Here is a 14,493-nt window from a genome sequence, read left to right as displayed (position 1 = left end):
CGTCCGGGGCCACCTCTGGCGCCCCGGCTTTTTCGGGATTTCCCGGCCGCACGAGGATCGCCCCGGCCGGGAGCGGGCCGATCAGCGGGGCGAGCCGTCGTCAACAGCCCGGACGCCGGGCCGCGCCGCGACGTCGCGGCGCACGAGCAGGAACGCCAGCATCAGGCCCGCCAGGGCGATGCCCGCGCCGACCAGCGGCGGGGTCCGCAGCGACGCACCGGCCCCGATCGCGGCGGCCCCGACCCACGCGCCCATCGCGTTGGCCATGTTCAGCGCGGAGTGGTTGAGCGAACCGGCCAGCTGGGGTGCGGTGGGCGCGGAGTCCACGAGCAGCACCTGCAGGGACGGGGCGATCCCGGAGCCGCTGACGGCCACGCAGAAGAGGAACACGATCATCACCGGAGCCCACGAGGCCGTCAGCGCGACGGCGGCCAGCGAGACCGCGCTGAGCCCGAAGCTCAGGCGCAGGGTGCCCACCGGGTCGCGGTCCGTGAGGGCGCCGCTGACGAGCGTGCCGATCACCATGCCGACGCCGTAGAGGGCCAGCACGGCGGGGACCCACCGTTCCTCGAGGCCCGCGACCTCCGTGAGCAGCGGCGCGATGTAGGTGTAGAGCGCGAACATGCCGGCGAAGCCGATCACGCCCACGGCCACCGTCGCCCACAGGCGGCCGGAGGCCAGACCGCGCAGCTCGCGGCCGACCGAGGCGCCCGCGGGGGCCGGCACGGACGGGACGAGCCACGCGGTCGCCCCGACGCACAGGGCCGCGCAGACCGCCACGATGACGAACATCCAGCGCCAGCCGACGGCCTGCCCGAGCGCCGTCGCGCCCGGCACGCCCAGCACGTTGGCCACGGACAGCCCGGCCATCACCCAGGCCACGGCCTGGCCGCGGCGGGCGGGCCCGGCGAGGTCCGCCGCGGCCAGGGCGGCCGCGGAGAAGTAGGCGCCGTGGGGCAGGCCCGACACGAACCGGGCCGCCATCATGCTCCCCATGTCCGGGGCGAGGAACGCGGCCACGTGCCCCACGACGAACAGCAGCATCAGCACGATGCTCGTGACCCGCCGGTCGACGCGGGCGAAGGACGCGGCCAGCAGGGGAGCGCCGATCACGACGCCCAACGCGTACATGGAGATGAGCACGCCGCCGGCCTCGAGACCGATGCCGAGGTCGGCCACCGCCTGCGGCAGCAGGCCCATCATCGCGAACTCCGTGGTGCCGATCGCGAAGCTGCCCAGGGCCAGCGCGAGGATGGCCGGCAGCAGACGCACGCGGTGGCCGCCCAGCAGCGCGCCGGGGCCCGTCGGCGCGGTCGGCGGGATGGACGGGTCCGGGCGCGTCGGACGCGGGGCGCGGGGGGAACGGTCGTGGGCGCCGTCGGCGGCGGGAGTGGGGGTGGGCACCGACCCAGCCTACGGACTCCGGTCTGCGGGGGCGGGGGCCTCGCTAGCCTGGGCTCATGACCTCCGCCACACCTGCTCGCCCCGTGCTCCCCGCCCGCCCGACGACGTCGCCCCGGGACGGTGCGCGACCGCGGCTGGTCGTGGGGCTCGCGCTGCTCGACGATGCGGCCGCGCCGACCCGCCTGCTGGCGGCCCGCCGCAGCGCGCCCGCCGCGCTGCGGGGACTCTGGGAGTTCCCCGGGGGCAAGGTCGAGCCGGGAGAGGGTGCCCAGGAGGCGCTGCTGCGGGAGTGCCGGGAGGAGCTCGGGGTCGCCGTGCGGCTCGGCCCCGAGGTGGCGGCGCCGGAGCCGGCCGGGTGGGAGCTGGCCAACGGCGCCCGGATGCGGGTGTTCTGGGGCGTCCTCGCGGAGGAGGGGGCGACGCCCCGAGCCCTGCAGGACCACGATCTGCTGGCGTGGCTGCCGCTCGCCGGGCCGGGCGTGCGGCACCTGGACTGGATCCCGGCGGACCGGCCGATCGTGGCCGAGGTGCTCCGCGGCGCCGCCACGGCGTTCTCGGCGGGGCGCTGAGCCGGCGCGCGGCCGGCCGTGCCCCGCGGACGGGTCAGAACAGCGCGGGCTGCGCCGCCGGAGCGGAGAGCCGGGGTGCCGGGGTGCGCCGGGCCGGGGGACCGTCCTCGCGCCGGATGCCGTGCGCGCCGCCGCGGGCCAGGCCGTGCCGTGCGGCGGCCTCCCCGGCCATCCGGGTGAGCATGCGGCGGTACGACTCGGGCGCGTAGGCGGACCGGGCGTACATCTGCTCGTAGCCGGCCAGCAGATCCGGGTGCTCGCGGCGGATCCAGTCCAGGTACCACTCCTTCGCGCCCGGCCGCAGGTGCAGGGCGCCCGGCATGACGCGCGCGGCTCCGGCGTCCGCCAGCGCGCGCATGAGGGCGTCGATCTCGCGGTCCCCGTCCGTGAGCCACGGCAGCAGGGGCATGGCCATGACGGTGACGTCCGCACCCGCGGCGGCGAGCCGCTCGATCAGGCGCAGGCGTGCGGTCGGCGACGGCGTGCCCGGCTCGACCGCGGCGGCGATGGCGGGGTCGAGCATCGCCAGGGACAGCGAGACCTGCACCGGCACCTGGCGCGAGGCCGCCTGCAGCAGGGGCACATCCCGCGCGAGCAGGGTCCCCTTGGTCAGCACGGAGAACGGGGTGCCGGAATCGGCCAGGGCCCGGATGATCCCGGGCATCAGCGCGTAGCGGCCCTCGGCCCGCTGATACGGGTCCGTGTTCGTCCCCAACGCCACCGCCTCGCGGCCCCACGTGGGGCGGGCGAGTTCGGCGCGCAGCACCTCGGCGACGTTGACCTTCACGACGATCTGCCGGTCGAAGTCGGCCCCGGCGTCGAGCTCGAGGAAGGTGTGGGTGCTGCGGGCGTAGCAGTACCGGCAGGCGTGGGTGCAGCCGCGGTACGGGTTCACGGTCCAGCGGAACGGCATGGCCGAGGCGGACGGCACCGAGTTCAGTGCGGTCTTGGCGAGCACCTCATGGAAGGTGACGCCCGCGAACTCCGGGGTGGTGACACTCCGCTGCAGGTCCGAGAGCGGCAGCAGGGCGGCGGAGCCGGCCGGTGTGCCGGCCGTCGCCCGCTGGGCTCCGCCCTCGGACCGCAGGGTCTGCGCTTCCCATCGCATGGCCAGAAGTAGAACACATGTTCGAATCGACCCGCAAGCGTGTTCGAGTCCGGGCGTGGCGCGGGCGCCGAGACGCGCCTACCGTGGTCGCCATGACCTCCCGTGCACCCGCCCCGGCCGCCCGCGTCCTGCTCACGGGCTTCGAGCCCTTCGGCGGCGATGTCCACAACCCGTCGATCGCCGCCGCGCGGGACGCCGTGGGCATCCTGGCGGACCGGGGTGTGACGGCCGAGGCGGTCGAGCTGCCGTGCGCGTTCGGCGCGGCCGGGCCGGCCCTGACCGCGGCCCTCGACCGGGTCCGGCCGGAGGTGGCGATCGCCGTCGGGCTGGCTGGCGGCACGGCGACGGTCCGGGTCGAACGGGTGGCCGTGAACCTGCAGGACGCCCGGATCCCGGACAACGCGGGGGAGCAGCCCGTGGACCGGCCCGTGCGCGCCGACGGTCCCGCGGCCCTGTTCGCCACCCTGCCCGCCAAGCGTGCCGTCGCCGCGATCCGGGAGGCCGGCGTCGCCGCGGAGCCGTCCCTGTCCGCGGGCGCGTTCGTGTGCAACCACGTCATGTACTCGCTCCTCGACGGCCCCGGCACCGCCCGGGCCGCCGGCTTCATCCACGTGCCGTGGGACACCGAGCACCGCCCGACGCCGGACACCCCGGCCCTGCCCGCGGCCGACCTGGCGCGCGCGGTGGCCGAGGCCGCCCTGACGGCGCTGGCCGGCGGCCCCGACCTCGACGTCCCCGGCGGCACCCTGCACTGACCTCCCCGGACCCCGGGTCCGTGTCGGCGCGATCGCCCGTGCCCGTCAGCGGCGGCGCCGCAGGCCGCGGACCACGGGCCGCTCGATGTAGCCGCCCAGGGCCAGGCTCGCGCGTCGTTCGAAGACGTTGCGCGAGGCCGGATCCCCGGTCCGCCACATCGACCACGCCGCCGCCAGCGCGTACGCCGGCAGGAAGGGCAGACCCAGCAGGAGGGCGTACTGGTCCGCATGGCCGGCCTCGTGCCGCCACAGCGCGGGCGTCATGCGCAGGCCGGGGCGGGTGAACACGACGTCGCCGACCGTGAACGCGGCCCCGCCCGGGAACCGGTGCGTCCAGCCGTGGGCCTCGATCAGCCCGTGCGGTCCGGGCCGCAGCGCGCAGCCGGCGACGACGGCGCCCACCAGCCCCAGCGGCGTCGCCAGGTTCAGCAGGTTCCACAGCCCGCGCGCCCGCACGTGCGCCGGAGGCGACGGCCGGGAGGGGGCCGCGGTCATGGCTGTGCCGCAGGATCGGCGTCCCCGGCGGGGGACCCGGACGCGGGGACGTCGAAGTAGAGCGGGGCATGGGCGGCGCAGCCCGGGTTGAACGGCGCCCCGCAGGCCGGGCACGCAGGATCAGCGGTGGCCTCGAGGGCGAGGTAGGCGGTCACGCTCAGCTCGGTGCGGCACACCCCGCACAGCACATGCGGCCGGTCGAACTCGCCGGCAGGCACCGGCACGGCCGGGTGGTCGGCGAGCTCCGCGTGGCAGCGGTGGCAGGACCAGTACGCGGGGCAGCAGGCGAAGCGCAGGGCGACGACGTCCCGCGCCGTGGCGTGATGGGCGCAGCGGGTCTGCGCGTCCAGGCCCACGCCCCGCAGCAGCGGGTCGGTGCCGTCGAGGGAGTCCGGGGCGGTCATGCGCCTCAGCCTAGGCCGAGCGGGCCCGGGGCGGACACTAGACTGACGGGCGTCCCACCGTCCCCCATGCGAAGGTCGTTGCCCTGATGACACCCAGCCCCGAGACCGGCGCGGAGCCCACCGCGCCCGTGGCGGAGATCTCCCCCGTGGACGCGGAGGCGGTGGAGGCCGCTGTGCAGGCCGCGCTCGCCGCATATGAGGCCGCGGCCGACCTCGATGAACTCAAGGCCGCCCGCCTGGCCCACACCGGCGACCGGGCCCCCTTGACTCTCGCGAACAAGGCGATCGGCGCTCTGCCCAAGGAGCGCAAGGCGGAGGCCGGCAAGCTCATGGGCGCCGCACGCGGCCGCCTGGGCAAGGCCCTGGCCGCCCGCACCGAGGTGCTCGAGGCGGAGCAGGCCGCGCGGATCCTGCGCGAGGAGACGGTGGACGTGACCACCGCGGTCCGTCGCCGCCGCGTCGGCGCCCGTCACCCGCTCTCGCTGACGATGGACCGTGTCTCGGAGATCTTCGTCGGCATGGGCTGGGAGATCGCGGAGGGCCCCGAGCTCGAGTCCGAGTGGTTCAACTTCGACTCCCTCAACTTCGCGCCGGATCATCCGGCCCGCGAGATGCAGGACACCTTCTTCGTGGACCCGGCCGAGGCCCACCTGCTGCTGCGCACCCACACCTCTCCGGTGCAGATGCGCTCCCTGCTCGAGCGGGGAGCCCCCACCTACGTGCTGTGCCCGGGCCGCACGTTCCGCACGGACGAGCTGGACGCCACGCACACCCCGGTGTTCCACCAGTTCGAGGGCCTGGCCGTGGACAAGGGCCTGACCATGGCCCACCTGCGCGGCACCCTCGAGTACTTCGCCCGCCAGATGTTCGGGGCGGAGGCGGCCATCCGCCTGCGCCCGAACTTCTTCCCGTTCACCGAGCCCAGCGCCGAGCTGGACATCTGGCACCCCGGCGCCAAGGGCGGGCCCCGCTGGATCGAGTGGGGCGGCTGCGGCATGGTGCACCCGAACGTGCTGCGCGCCGCGGGCCTGGACCCGGAGGAGTACTCCGGGTTCGCGTTCGGCATGGGCGTGGAGCGCACGCTCATGTTCCGCAACGAGGTCCCGGACATGCACGACATGATCGAGGGCGACGTCCGCTTCTCCCAGCACTTCGGAATGGAGGTCTGATCCATGCGCATCCCCCTGGACTGGCTGCGGGAGTTCGTCCCCGTGCCCGCGGAGCACCGTGCCGAGGACGTGATGGCCGACCTCGTCCGCGTCGGCCTCGAGGAGGAGGACGTCCACCGTCCGGCTGCCGAGCTGCAGGGCCCGATCGTCGTCGGGCAGGTGCTCTCCAAGGAGCCCGAGCCGCAGAAGAACGGCAAGACCATCAACTGGTGCTCCGTGCGCGTGGTGCCCGAGGGCGCCGCACAGCCGCTCACCGGCGAGGGGATCGAGCCCTCCGGCGTGCAGGGCATCGTGTGCGGCGCCCACAACTTCGAGGTCGGGGACAAGGTCGTCGTGGCCCTGCCCGGCGCGGTGCTGCCCGGCGACTTCCGCATCAGCCCCCGCAAGACCTACGGCCACGTCTCGGCCGGCATGATCGCCTCCAGCACGGAGCTGGGCATGGGCGACGACGGCACGGACGGGATCATCGTGCTCGGCGACCTCGGGCTCGACCCCGAGCCGGGCACCGACGCCCGGGACGTCCTGGACCTGCACGGCGAGGCCGCCGAGATCAACGTGACGCCCGACCGCGGCTACGCGTTCTCGATGCGCGGCGTCGCGCGCGAGTACGCGCACGCCACCGGCGTGCCCTTCACGGACCCGGCCGCCGCCGTCCACCCGCCCGCGGCCGACGACGCCGGCCCGGCCGTCCGCATCGACGACGACGCGCCGATCCACGGCGAGCCCGGGGCCACCCGGTTCGTGGCCCGCACGGTCTCCGGCGTGGACGCGACCCGCCCGACCCCGCCGTGGCTGGCCGCGCGCCTGCGCCTGGCCGGCATCCGCACCATCTCCCTGCCGGTGGACATCTCCAACTACGTCATGTGGGAGCTGGGCCAGCCCCTGCACTTCTACGACGCGGACACGCTCTCCGGCGAGATCGTGGTGCGCCGCGCGCGGGCCGGAGAGACCCTGACCACCCTCGACGGCAAGGAGCGCGAGCTCGACCCCGAGGACCTGCTCATCACGGACGACTCCGGCCCCATCGGCCTGGCGGGCGTCATGGGCGGGGCCGCCACCGAGGTCACGGACGCCACCACCACGATCGTGGTCGAGTCCGCGAACTTCGACCCCGTGTCGATCGCCCGTACGCGGCGCCGGCACCGCCTGCCCTCGGAGGCGTCGAAGCGCAACGAGCGCGGCGTCGACTGGGAGATCGCCGACGAGGCGGCCGAGCGGGCCGTCCAGATGCTCGTCGAGCTCGCCGGCGGCACCGCCGAGCCCGGGGTCACCGACGTCGGGACGCGGCCGCAGCCGGCCGTCGTCGAGATGGCCGCCGACTTCCCCTCCGCCCTGGTGGGCGTGGCGTACACGACCGACGAGGTCGTGGAGACGCTGCGGGCCCTGGGCGCCGAGGTGACCGTCGCCGAGGCCGCCGCCGACGCCGCCCCGCGGCTGACCGTGACCGCCCCGTCGTGGCGCACGGACCTGCGCATCCCCGAGGACCTCGCCGAGGAGGTCGCGCGCCTGCGCGGCTACGACGCGATCCCCTCCGTGGTGCCCGTGGCCCCGCCGGGCCGCGGCTTCACCCGCCGCCAGGCCCAGCGTCGCCGCGTGTCGGCCGCGCTCGCGGCCGCGGGACTCACCGAGGTGCTCGCCTACCCGTTCGTCTCCGAGGAGCAGAACCGGCGTTTCGGGGCGGACTCGGACGCGCAGGGCCAGGCCCTGGCGATGGTGGCCCTGGCCAATCCGATCGCCTCCCAGTACCGGCACCTGCGCCTGTCGCTGCTGCCGGGCCTCGTCGAGACCGCGCGCCGCAACCTCGGACGCGGCTTCCGCGACCTGGCGCTGTACGAGATGGGGCTGGTCTTCCTGCCCGGCGCGCAGCTGGGCTCGGCGACGATCCCCCCGCGCGCGGTCCACCCCTCCGCCGAGGTCCTCGCCGACCTCGAGGCCGGCATCCCCGCCCAGCCGTGGCACGTGGCCGGTCTGTACGCCGGGCACGACTCGGCGCCCGGGCCGGACCACGACCCCCGCCCGGTGGACTGGCAGGACGCGATCGCCGGGGCCCTCGACGTCGCCGACGTCCTCGGCGTCGAGCTGACCGTCCGGCAGGGCCGGCACCACGCCTTCCACCCGGGCCGGGTGGCCGAGCTCGTCGTCGTGACCGAGCACGGGGACCGGGTGGTGGGCGTCGCCGGCGAGCTGCACCCGCAGTGGCTCGAGGCCGAGGACCTGCCCGCCCGCACGAGCGTGTGGGAGCTGGACCTGGACGCGCTGTGCGCCGCGGCCCCCGAGATCGTGGTCGCCGCACCGCTGTCCACGTTCCCCGTGAGCACGCAGGACGTGGCGCTCGTGGTGGACGAGGCCGTCGTGGCCGGGGACGTGCGCGCGACCCTCGCCGAGGGTGCCGGGGAGCTGCTCGAGGCCGTCGAGCTGTTCGACGTCTACCGGGGCGCGGGCGTGCCGGAGGGGCGGAAGTCCCTCGCGTTCTCCCTGCGCTTCCGCGCCCCTGACCGCACGCTCACCGCGGAGGAGGTCTCCGAGGCCCGCGCCGCGGCCACCGCGCTCGCGGCGCAGCGGCACGGGGCGGTCCAGCGCTGACCGTGTCCGTCGCGACCGGCCCGTGGGGCCTGACCTCGGCCGTCCCCGCCTCGGCGGGGGCGGCCGACGCCGTCTCCGCACTGCTCGGTCAGGTGCGCACCGCCCTGACGGCGGCCTGGGGCGTGCCGGTGGGGCCGCTCGGGCTCCGGCACGCCTGCCCGGGCTGCGGCTCGGCCGCGCACGGCGTCCCCGCGCTGACCGGCCTGCCCCCCGGCCGGGTCGCCCTCGTCTCGTTCACGCGCGTCCGGATGCCCGGCGCCGAGGACCGGGCGCGGATCGGGGCGTGGTGGGCGCCGGCACGGCCCGCCGACGGGCTCGGCCTCGGGGTGGACGTCGAGCGGGCGGACGCCGCGGCCTTCGCGGACGAGGACGGCCTGGGCGGGGTGGGCTTCTCGACGGCGGAGCGCGCCCGGGTGCGGGAGCTCCCCGCCCCCGAGAGGCCCGCCGCGCGGGCCCGGCTGTGGACGCGCAAGGAGGCGCTCGTGAAGGCCGCCGGCACCGGCTTCACGGGCGACCCCGCCGCCGTCGACGCGCTGACCGTGCCGGCCGACGTCGTGCTGGTGGACCTGACCGACCGGCTTCCGGGCGGTCTCGTCGGGGCGCTGGCGCGGCGGGGCCGCTGAGTCGACCGCGCGGCCGCCTCAGCCCGGGAACGGCGGCAGGGCGGGCCGCAGCGTCCACGCGTCGAAGAGCTCGTCCACCTGCGCCCGGCTCACCCCGGCGTGCGGGGCCCACGCGTGCACGTGCGTGCGCAGCCCCAGGGAGTCGACGGTGCCGAACCGGTGCTCCCGCACCCAGGCGCGCAGCATGGAGCCGAAGAGGTCCGTGCCGAGCAGCTGCCGCAGTGCCTCCACGGTGAGCGCGCCGCGCTTGTACACCCAGTCCTCGAACATCTCCTCCGGCCCGGGCTCGGCCAGCGCCTGCTCCACCGGGTGCGCGGCCAGCTTCTGCCAGGCCCGCCGCGCCATCGAGGTGATGCTCGACCGCCCCGAGGCCTCGGCCCACAGCCACTCGGACCAGCAGGCGAAGCCCTCGTGCAGCCACAGGTCGGACCAGCGGCCCAGGGTCACGGCGTTGCCGAACCACTGGTGGGACATCTCATGGGCGATCAGCCGCTCGGACTCCCACGAGCCGTCCAGGTGGTTGGTGCCGAACAGGGACATGCTCGCGGCCTCGAGCGGGATCTCGAGCTCCTCATCGGCCACGACCGCGGTGTAGTCCTCGAACGGGTACGGCCCGTAGGCGTCGATGAACGTGGCCATCATGGCCGGCTGGGGGGCGAGGGCCCGGCGGGCCCGCTGCTCGGTCCGCGGGGAGACCACGAGGCGCAGCGGCGGCAGCCCCTCGGCGGGAGGGGCGGCGTCCACGAGCCGGTAGCGGCCGATCTGCACGCTGAGCAGGTAGGCGGGCACGGGCTGGTCGAGCCGCCACCGCCACGTGACCCGCGAGCCGCGCGTGCGCACGGGTGCGCCCACGCCGTTGGCGACGGGCAGGTAGCCCGCATCGCAGGTGAGGGTGATCTCCGCCGTCGAGCGCGAGGTGGGGGAGTCCACGCACGGCAGCCACGTGGAGGCGCCGTGGGGCTGCCCGGCCACGAGCACGCCGTCCGTGAGCTCCTCCCAGCCGATGGTGCCCCACGGGCTGCGCCGCAACGTGGGCGTGCCCGCGTAGACCACGGTGAGCTCCACGAGCGTGCCCTCCGGCCGGCTCTCGCCCAGGTCCACGACGAGGCGGCTCGGGGCGCGGCCCGGCTGGGTGAACGAGGAGGCGATGGCGCGGCCGTCGACGACGGCGGCCACCCGGGACACGCGCAGCCGGTGCAGGTCCAGCTCGATGCGGCGGCTCTGCTTCGTCAGGCGCACACGCAGGACGGCGGTGCCGGAGACCCGGTTCGCGGCCAGGCGCACATCGAGGTCCAGCGCGATGTGCTCGACGGTGGCGGCGTCGGTGCCGACGCCCGGGACGTAGGGATCGGTGCTCATGCTTCCTCTCGGGAGGGGGTGGCCGCGGCGGCGGGGTCGCCGTCGGGACGACGCCACGGGGAGACCGGGTTGCCGAGCCACCACGTGCCGGCGGGCAGCTCCTCGCCGCGCATCACGAGGGACCCGGCGCCGACGGTGGTGCCGCGGCCCAGGCGAGCGGCCGGCAGCACCACGGAGTGGGGGCCGAGGGTGGCGCCGTCCTCCAGGACGACGGCGTCCAGGGACATCACGCGGTCGTGGAACAGGTGGGTCTGGACGACGCAGCCGCGGTTCACGGTGGCGCCGTCGCCGAGCTCCACGAGGTCGGCCTCGGGCAGCCAGTAGGACTCGACCCAGGCGCCGTGGCCGATGCGGGCGCCCATCGCGCGCAGGAACCAGACCAGGGCGGGGGTGCCGGCCGCGGCCCGGCTGAACCACGGGGCGGCGAGGAACTCGGTGAAGGTGTCCGCGACCTCGTTGCGCCAGATGAACGAGGACCACAGCGGGTGCTCGCCCGCGCGGATCCGGCCGACGAAGACCCGCTTGGCGAGCACGGTCAGGCCCGCCGCGACCGCGCCGGCCGCGAGCAGGACGACGCCGCCCAGGACGAAGGCCAGCACCCACGTGCCGACCGCGATGAGGGCGGCCAGCGTCGCGCCGACGGCGATGGACAGGGCCACGTGCAGCCACACCGGGATCGCGCGCAGCAGCTCCCAGGCGGTGCGGGCGGCCTTGAGCCGGGCCGGCGGGTCGTAGGTGAGGGCGGCGTCCGCGGTGACCTCGTTGCGGCGCAGGCGCACGGGCGGGGAGCCCATCCAGGAGGTGCCCGCCTTGGTCTTGGCCGGGGTGGTGGACAGCACCGCCACGAGCGAGTCGCGGCGCAGGGTGCGGCCGCCGGGCACCATGCCGGAGTTGCCCACGAACGAGCGCTTGCCGACCTTCGCGGGGGCCACGTGCATCCACCCGCCGTCGAGGGAGTAGGAGGAGACCATCGTGTCGTCGGCGAGGAACGCGCCGTCGCCCACGCGGGTCATGCAGGGCAGGAGCACCACGGTGGAGGCCTCGACGCCGCGGCCCACCTCGGCGCCCAGCAGGCGCAGCCACGTCGGCGTGAAGCGGGAGGCGTAGATCGGGAACAGCTGGTCGCGGGCGGCGTCGAGGACGCGCTCGGTGGCCCACACCTGCCAGCCGACCCGGGAGCGCACGGGGTGGTGCCCCTCCGTGATGCCGAGCGCGAGCAGGCGCACGGTGACGAGCACGAGCAGCATCTGGGTCAGGAACCAGACGCCGGCCACCAGGGGGCTTGCGGCCAGCAGGCGCGCCGCGGTGGTCCCGACGGCGGCCAGCGGCCCCGCCTCCGGGGCCGGCGGCCACCAGGTCAGCGACCACGCGGCCACCGCGGCCGCCGCGGCGGCGGAGACGAGCGGAAGGAGGGAGATGAGGGTCGAGAGGACGGTCGCCATCAGGCGCCAGCCCGGGGTCTCCCGCGGCGCCTCGGCGGGGCCGCGGGACTTCACCTTGCCCACCTTGACGGCGGGGGAGCCGGCGTGGCGCTGGCCGCCGCGCACCCGCCCGGCGACGGTGGACCCGGCCTCGACGTGCGCCCCGGCGCCGACCTGGGCGCCCGGCAGGAGCGTGGAGCGGGCGCCCACGACGGCGTCCGCGCCGATGCGCACCTCGCCGAGCCGGACGACGTCGCCGTCGACCCAGTAGCCGGACAGGTCCACCTCAGGCTCGATCGCGGCGCCCTCCTCGACCGTGAGCATGCCGGTGACCGGTGGCACGGTGTGCATGTCCACGTCCTTGCCGATCCGGTTGCCCAGCAGTCGCGCGTAGGCGGGCACCCACGTGGCGCCGGCCAGCGAGTAGGGGTCCACGAGGTCGCTGATCTGCTGGGCGAGCCACAGGCGCAGGTGGACGCGGCCACCGCGCGGGTAGGACCCGGGGCTCACGCCGCGCAGCAGCAGCCGGGCCGTCGCGGCGGTGAGCAGCATGCGGCCGGGCACGGTCACCACCAGCAGACCGGCCACGATCAGCACCCACCACGGCACGGTGGGCAGCCCGGGCGCGAGCCCGGAGAGCGTCAGCAGGTTCAGGGCCAGGCCGGTCCACACGCCCAGGCGCAGGGCGGGCAGGACGAACACGGGCAGTCCCACGAGGGTCTGGACCCACTGGGTGCGGTGGCGGGTGCGGTCGACGTGCCGGTCGTGCACCTCGATGCCGCGGGGGCCGTCGTCGCCCACGACGGCGGCCACGAGGGCCCCGGCGGTGGGGTTGCGGTAGACGTCCTGGACGGTCACGGCCGGGTGGCGCAGGCGCAGGCGGGCCACGAGCTGGGCAGCGGCGAGCGAGCCGCCGCCGGCCTCGAAGAAGTCGGTGTCGGCGTCCTTGGGGGGCGCGCCGAGCACGTCCGCCCACTGGCGCAGCACCCAGCCGTCGGCGGTGTCCTCGTTCGGCTGGGGCGCGTCCTCGTCCACCTCGGCGCCGGGCAGGGGCCACGGCAGCGCGTGGCGGTCCACCTTGCCGGAGGTCTTCGTGGGCAGGGAGTCCACGACGGTCAGCCGGGGCACGAGTGCGGCCGGCAGCTCCGCCGCGAGGTGCTCGCGGGCCATGTGCAGGTCGAGCTCGGCCTCGGGGTCCGCGGGGACGAGGTAGCCGACGAGGATCTGGTGGCCCGCCGGGGTGGTCTGCACGGCCGCGGCGCCGCCGTGGACGCCGGGCAGGGCCTGGAGGGCCGCGTCCACCTCGCCGAGCTCGATGCGGCGGCCGCCGAGCTTCACCTGGTCGTCGGCGCGGCCGACGAACAGCAGGCCCTCCGGCTCGAAGACCACGAGGTCACCGGAGCGGTAGGCACGCTCCCAGCCGAGGGAGGGCATGGGGGCGTACTTCTCGGCGTCCTTGGCCGGGTCGAGGTAGCGGGCCAGGCCGACGCCGCCGATGATCAGCTCGCCCGTCTCGCCCTCGGCCACGGGCAGCGTGGTCTGCGGGTCGACGACGGCCAGGTCCCAGCCGTCCAGGGGCAGGCCGATGCGGACCGGGCCGAGACCCGTGAGCGGGGCCGCGCACGCGACGACGGTGGCCTCCGTGGGGCCGTAGGTGTTCCAGACCTCGCGGCCGTCCTCCGCCAGGCGCGCGGCGAGCTCGGGCGGGCAGGCCTCGCCGCCGAAGATCAGCAGCCGGACGTTGTCCATGGCCTCGGTGGGCCACATCGCGGCGAGGGTCGGCACGGTGGACACGGCGGTGATGCGCCGCTCGGCGAGCCACGGGCCGAGGTCCATGCCGGAGCGCACGAGCGAGCGGGGGGCCGGGACCAGGCACGCACCGTGACGCCAGGCGAGCCACATCTCCTCGCACGAGGCGTCGAACGCGACGGACAGTCCCGCCAGCACGCGGTCGCCCGGGGCGAGCGGATCGTCCGCCAGGAAGATCCGCGCCTCGGCGTCCACGAAGGCCGCGGCCGAGCGGTGGCTCACCGCCACGCCCTTGGGGGTGCCCGTCGAGCCAGAGGTGAAGATGATCCACGCGTCGTCCTCGAGCCCGGGGGCGCGGGCCTCCGCGGCCGGGTCCGCGGTGTGCTCGGGGTGCGGGGCGTAGACCCGCTCGTCGGTGAGGACGCCGGCCACCTTCGCCTCGCCGAACACGAGGCGGGCGCGCTCCTCCGGATCGTCCGCGTCCACGGGGACGTAGGCCGCGCCGGCGGCGAGCACGCCGAGGATCGAGACGTACAGTGCGGCCGTGCCCGAGGCGATCCGCACGCCGACCCGGTCTCCCGCCCGCACGCCGGCGGCCCACAGGTGGCGGGCGGTCTCGTCGACGCGCTCCCGCAGCTCCGCGTACGTCAGCGGCTCGACGCCGTCGTCCAGGGCGGTCGCGTCCGGGTGCTCGCGCGCCGTGGCGTCGAAGAGCTCCACGAGCGTCCGGGCGGGCGGGGTGCGCTCGGAGCCGGGCAGCTGCGGCCGATGCGGCGCGCCCGCGGGGTCGAGGGGGACGGAGGGCGGGGTGGGCGCGGCGGACGAAAGGGACACAGGGGCCTCCGGGGGTGTGA

At 76.0% G+C, this 14,493-nt stretch carries 11 protein-coding genes; 5 read left to right on the top strand and 6 right to left on the bottom strand.

Going from position 1 to position 14,493, the window contains the following annotated elements; translation table 11 throughout:
• Window positions 1–81 precede the first annotated feature (81 nt).
• Window positions 82–1,404 carry an MFS transporter gene (locus tag DE149_RS08760; protein WP_095694733.1) on the bottom strand — a complete coding sequence of 441 codons (1,323 nt, stop codon included), beginning with the start codon at window positions 1,402–1,404 and terminating at the stop codon, window positions 82–84.
• 56 nt (window positions 1,405–1,460) lie between these two features.
• Here DE149_RS08760 and DE149_RS08755 point away from each other — a divergent pair, with 56 nt between their 5' ends.
• The gene (locus tag DE149_RS08755; RefSeq protein ID WP_095694732.1) at window positions 1,461–1,973 is read left to right on the top strand and encodes a (deoxy)nucleoside triphosphate pyrophosphohydrolase; all 513 of its coding nucleotides are present in this window, start codon (window positions 1,461–1,463) and stop codon (window positions 1,971–1,973) included.
• Between the two features lie 34 nt (window positions 1,974–2,007).
• Here the strand turns inward: DE149_RS08755 and DE149_RS08750 are convergent, their stop codons facing one another.
• A complete protein-coding gene (locus DE149_RS08750; protein ID WP_113914373.1) occupies window positions 2,008–3,081 on the bottom strand; it encodes an Rv2578c family radical SAM protein in 1,074 nt (357 codons plus the stop codon).
• 92 nt (window positions 3,082–3,173) lie between these two features.
• Between DE149_RS08750 and DE149_RS08745 the strand changes: the two genes are divergently transcribed.
• Window positions 3,174–3,836, top strand: coding sequence for a hypothetical protein (locus DE149_RS08745; protein ID WP_060974027.1), 663 nt, complete (start codon window positions 3,174–3,176; stop codon window positions 3,834–3,836).
• Between the two features lie 45 nt (window positions 3,837–3,881).
• Here DE149_RS08745 and DE149_RS08740 read toward each other — a convergent pair whose 3' ends face one another.
• Both DE149_RS08740 and DE149_RS08735 read right to left on the bottom strand, forming a co-directional pair.
• The gene (locus DE149_RS08740) at window positions 3,882–4,331 is read right to left on the bottom strand and encodes a hypothetical protein (RefSeq protein ID WP_049147952.1); all 450 of its coding nucleotides are present in this window, start codon (window positions 4,329–4,331) and stop codon (window positions 3,882–3,884) included.
• Window positions 4,328–4,735: a CHY zinc finger protein gene (locus tag DE149_RS08735; protein ID WP_113914372.1), complete on the bottom strand. Its 408-nt coding sequence runs from the start codon at window positions 4,733–4,735 to the stop codon at window positions 4,328–4,330. Before DE149_RS08735 ends, DE149_RS08740 begins: the two co-directional genes overlap by 4 nt.
• An 86-nt stretch (window positions 4,736–4,821) precedes the next feature.
• Between DE149_RS08735 and pheS the strand changes: the two genes are divergently transcribed.
• Genes pheS through DE149_RS08720 form a run of 3 tightly spaced genes read left to right on the top strand, consistent with a single transcriptional unit; the run spans window position 4,822 to window position 9,110 of the window.
• Window positions 4,822–5,904 (top strand): phenylalanine--tRNA ligase subunit alpha, encoded by a 1,083-nt coding sequence (gene pheS / locus DE149_RS08730; RefSeq protein ID WP_049147954.1) that lies wholly within the window; start codon window positions 4,822–4,824, stop codon window positions 5,902–5,904.
• A 3-nt stretch (window positions 5,905–5,907) separates the two neighbouring features.
• Window positions 5,908–8,487 carry a phenylalanine--tRNA ligase subunit beta gene (gene pheT / locus DE149_RS08725; RefSeq protein ID WP_113914371.1) on the top strand — a complete coding sequence of 860 codons (2,580 nt, stop codon included), beginning with the start codon at window positions 5,908–5,910 and terminating at the stop codon, window positions 8,485–8,487.
• A gap of 2 nt (window positions 8,488–8,489) precedes the next feature.
• Complete coding sequence (locus tag DE149_RS08720; RefSeq protein ID WP_113914370.1) at window positions 8,490–9,110, top strand: 4'-phosphopantetheinyl transferase superfamily protein; 621 nt, start codon at window positions 8,490–8,492, stop codon at window positions 9,108–9,110.
• An 18-nt stretch (window positions 9,111–9,128) separates the two neighbouring features.
• On the opposite strand, the gene DE149_RS08715 is transcribed toward DE149_RS08720, so the two are convergent.
• Both DE149_RS08715 and DE149_RS08710 read right to left on the bottom strand, forming a co-directional pair.
• Window positions 9,129–10,469 (bottom strand): M1 family metallopeptidase, encoded by a 1,341-nt coding sequence (locus DE149_RS08715; RefSeq protein WP_113914369.1) that lies wholly within the window; start codon window positions 10,467–10,469, stop codon window positions 9,129–9,131.
• Window positions 10,466–14,473, bottom strand: coding sequence for a Pls/PosA family non-ribosomal peptide synthetase (locus DE149_RS08710; protein WP_113914368.1), 4,008 nt, complete (start codon window positions 14,471–14,473; stop codon window positions 10,466–10,468). The genes DE149_RS08715 and DE149_RS08710 overlap by 4 nt, the downstream gene beginning before the upstream one ends.
• Window positions 14,474–14,493: the final 20 nt, after the last annotated feature.

The sequence above is a fragment of the Micrococcus sp. KT16 genome (assembly GCF_003315015.1).
Lineage (GTDB): Bacteria > Actinomycetota > Actinomycetes > Actinomycetales > Micrococcaceae > Micrococcus > Micrococcus luteus.
Note: the sequence above shows the minus strand (reverse complement) of the source record. Positions and strands in the feature narration are given on the sequence as shown.

Excerpts from the sequence above, each read along its gene's own strand:
- DE149_RS08755 (WP_095694732.1), top strand. The coding sequence starts at position 1,461 with ATGACCTCCGCCACACCTGCTCGCCCCGTGCTCCCCGCCCGCCCGACG.
- DE149_RS08750 (WP_113914373.1), bottom strand. The coding sequence starts at position 3,081 with ATGCGATGGGAAGCGCAGACCCTGCGGTCCGAGGGCGGAGCCCAGCGG.
- DE149_RS08745 (WP_060974027.1), top strand. The coding sequence starts at position 3,174 with ATGACCTCCCGTGCACCCGCCCCGGCCGCCCGCGTCCTGCTCACGGGC.
- DE149_RS08740 (WP_049147952.1), bottom strand. The coding sequence starts at position 4,331 with ATGACCGCGGCCCCCTCCCGGCCGTCGCCTCCGGCGCACGTGCGGGCG.
- DE149_RS08735 (WP_113914372.1), bottom strand. The coding sequence starts at position 4,735 with ATGACCGCCCCGGACTCCCTCGACGGCACCGACCCGCTGCTGCGGGGC.
- pheS (WP_049147954.1), top strand. The coding sequence starts at position 4,822 with ATGACACCCAGCCCCGAGACCGGCGCGGAGCCCACCGCGCCCGTGGCG.
- pheT (WP_113914371.1), top strand. The coding sequence starts at position 5,908 with ATGCGCATCCCCCTGGACTGGCTGCGGGAGTTCGTCCCCGTGCCCGCG.
- DE149_RS08715 (WP_113914369.1), bottom strand. The coding sequence starts at position 10,469 with ATGAGCACCGATCCCTACGTCCCGGGCGTCGGCACCGACGCCGCCACC.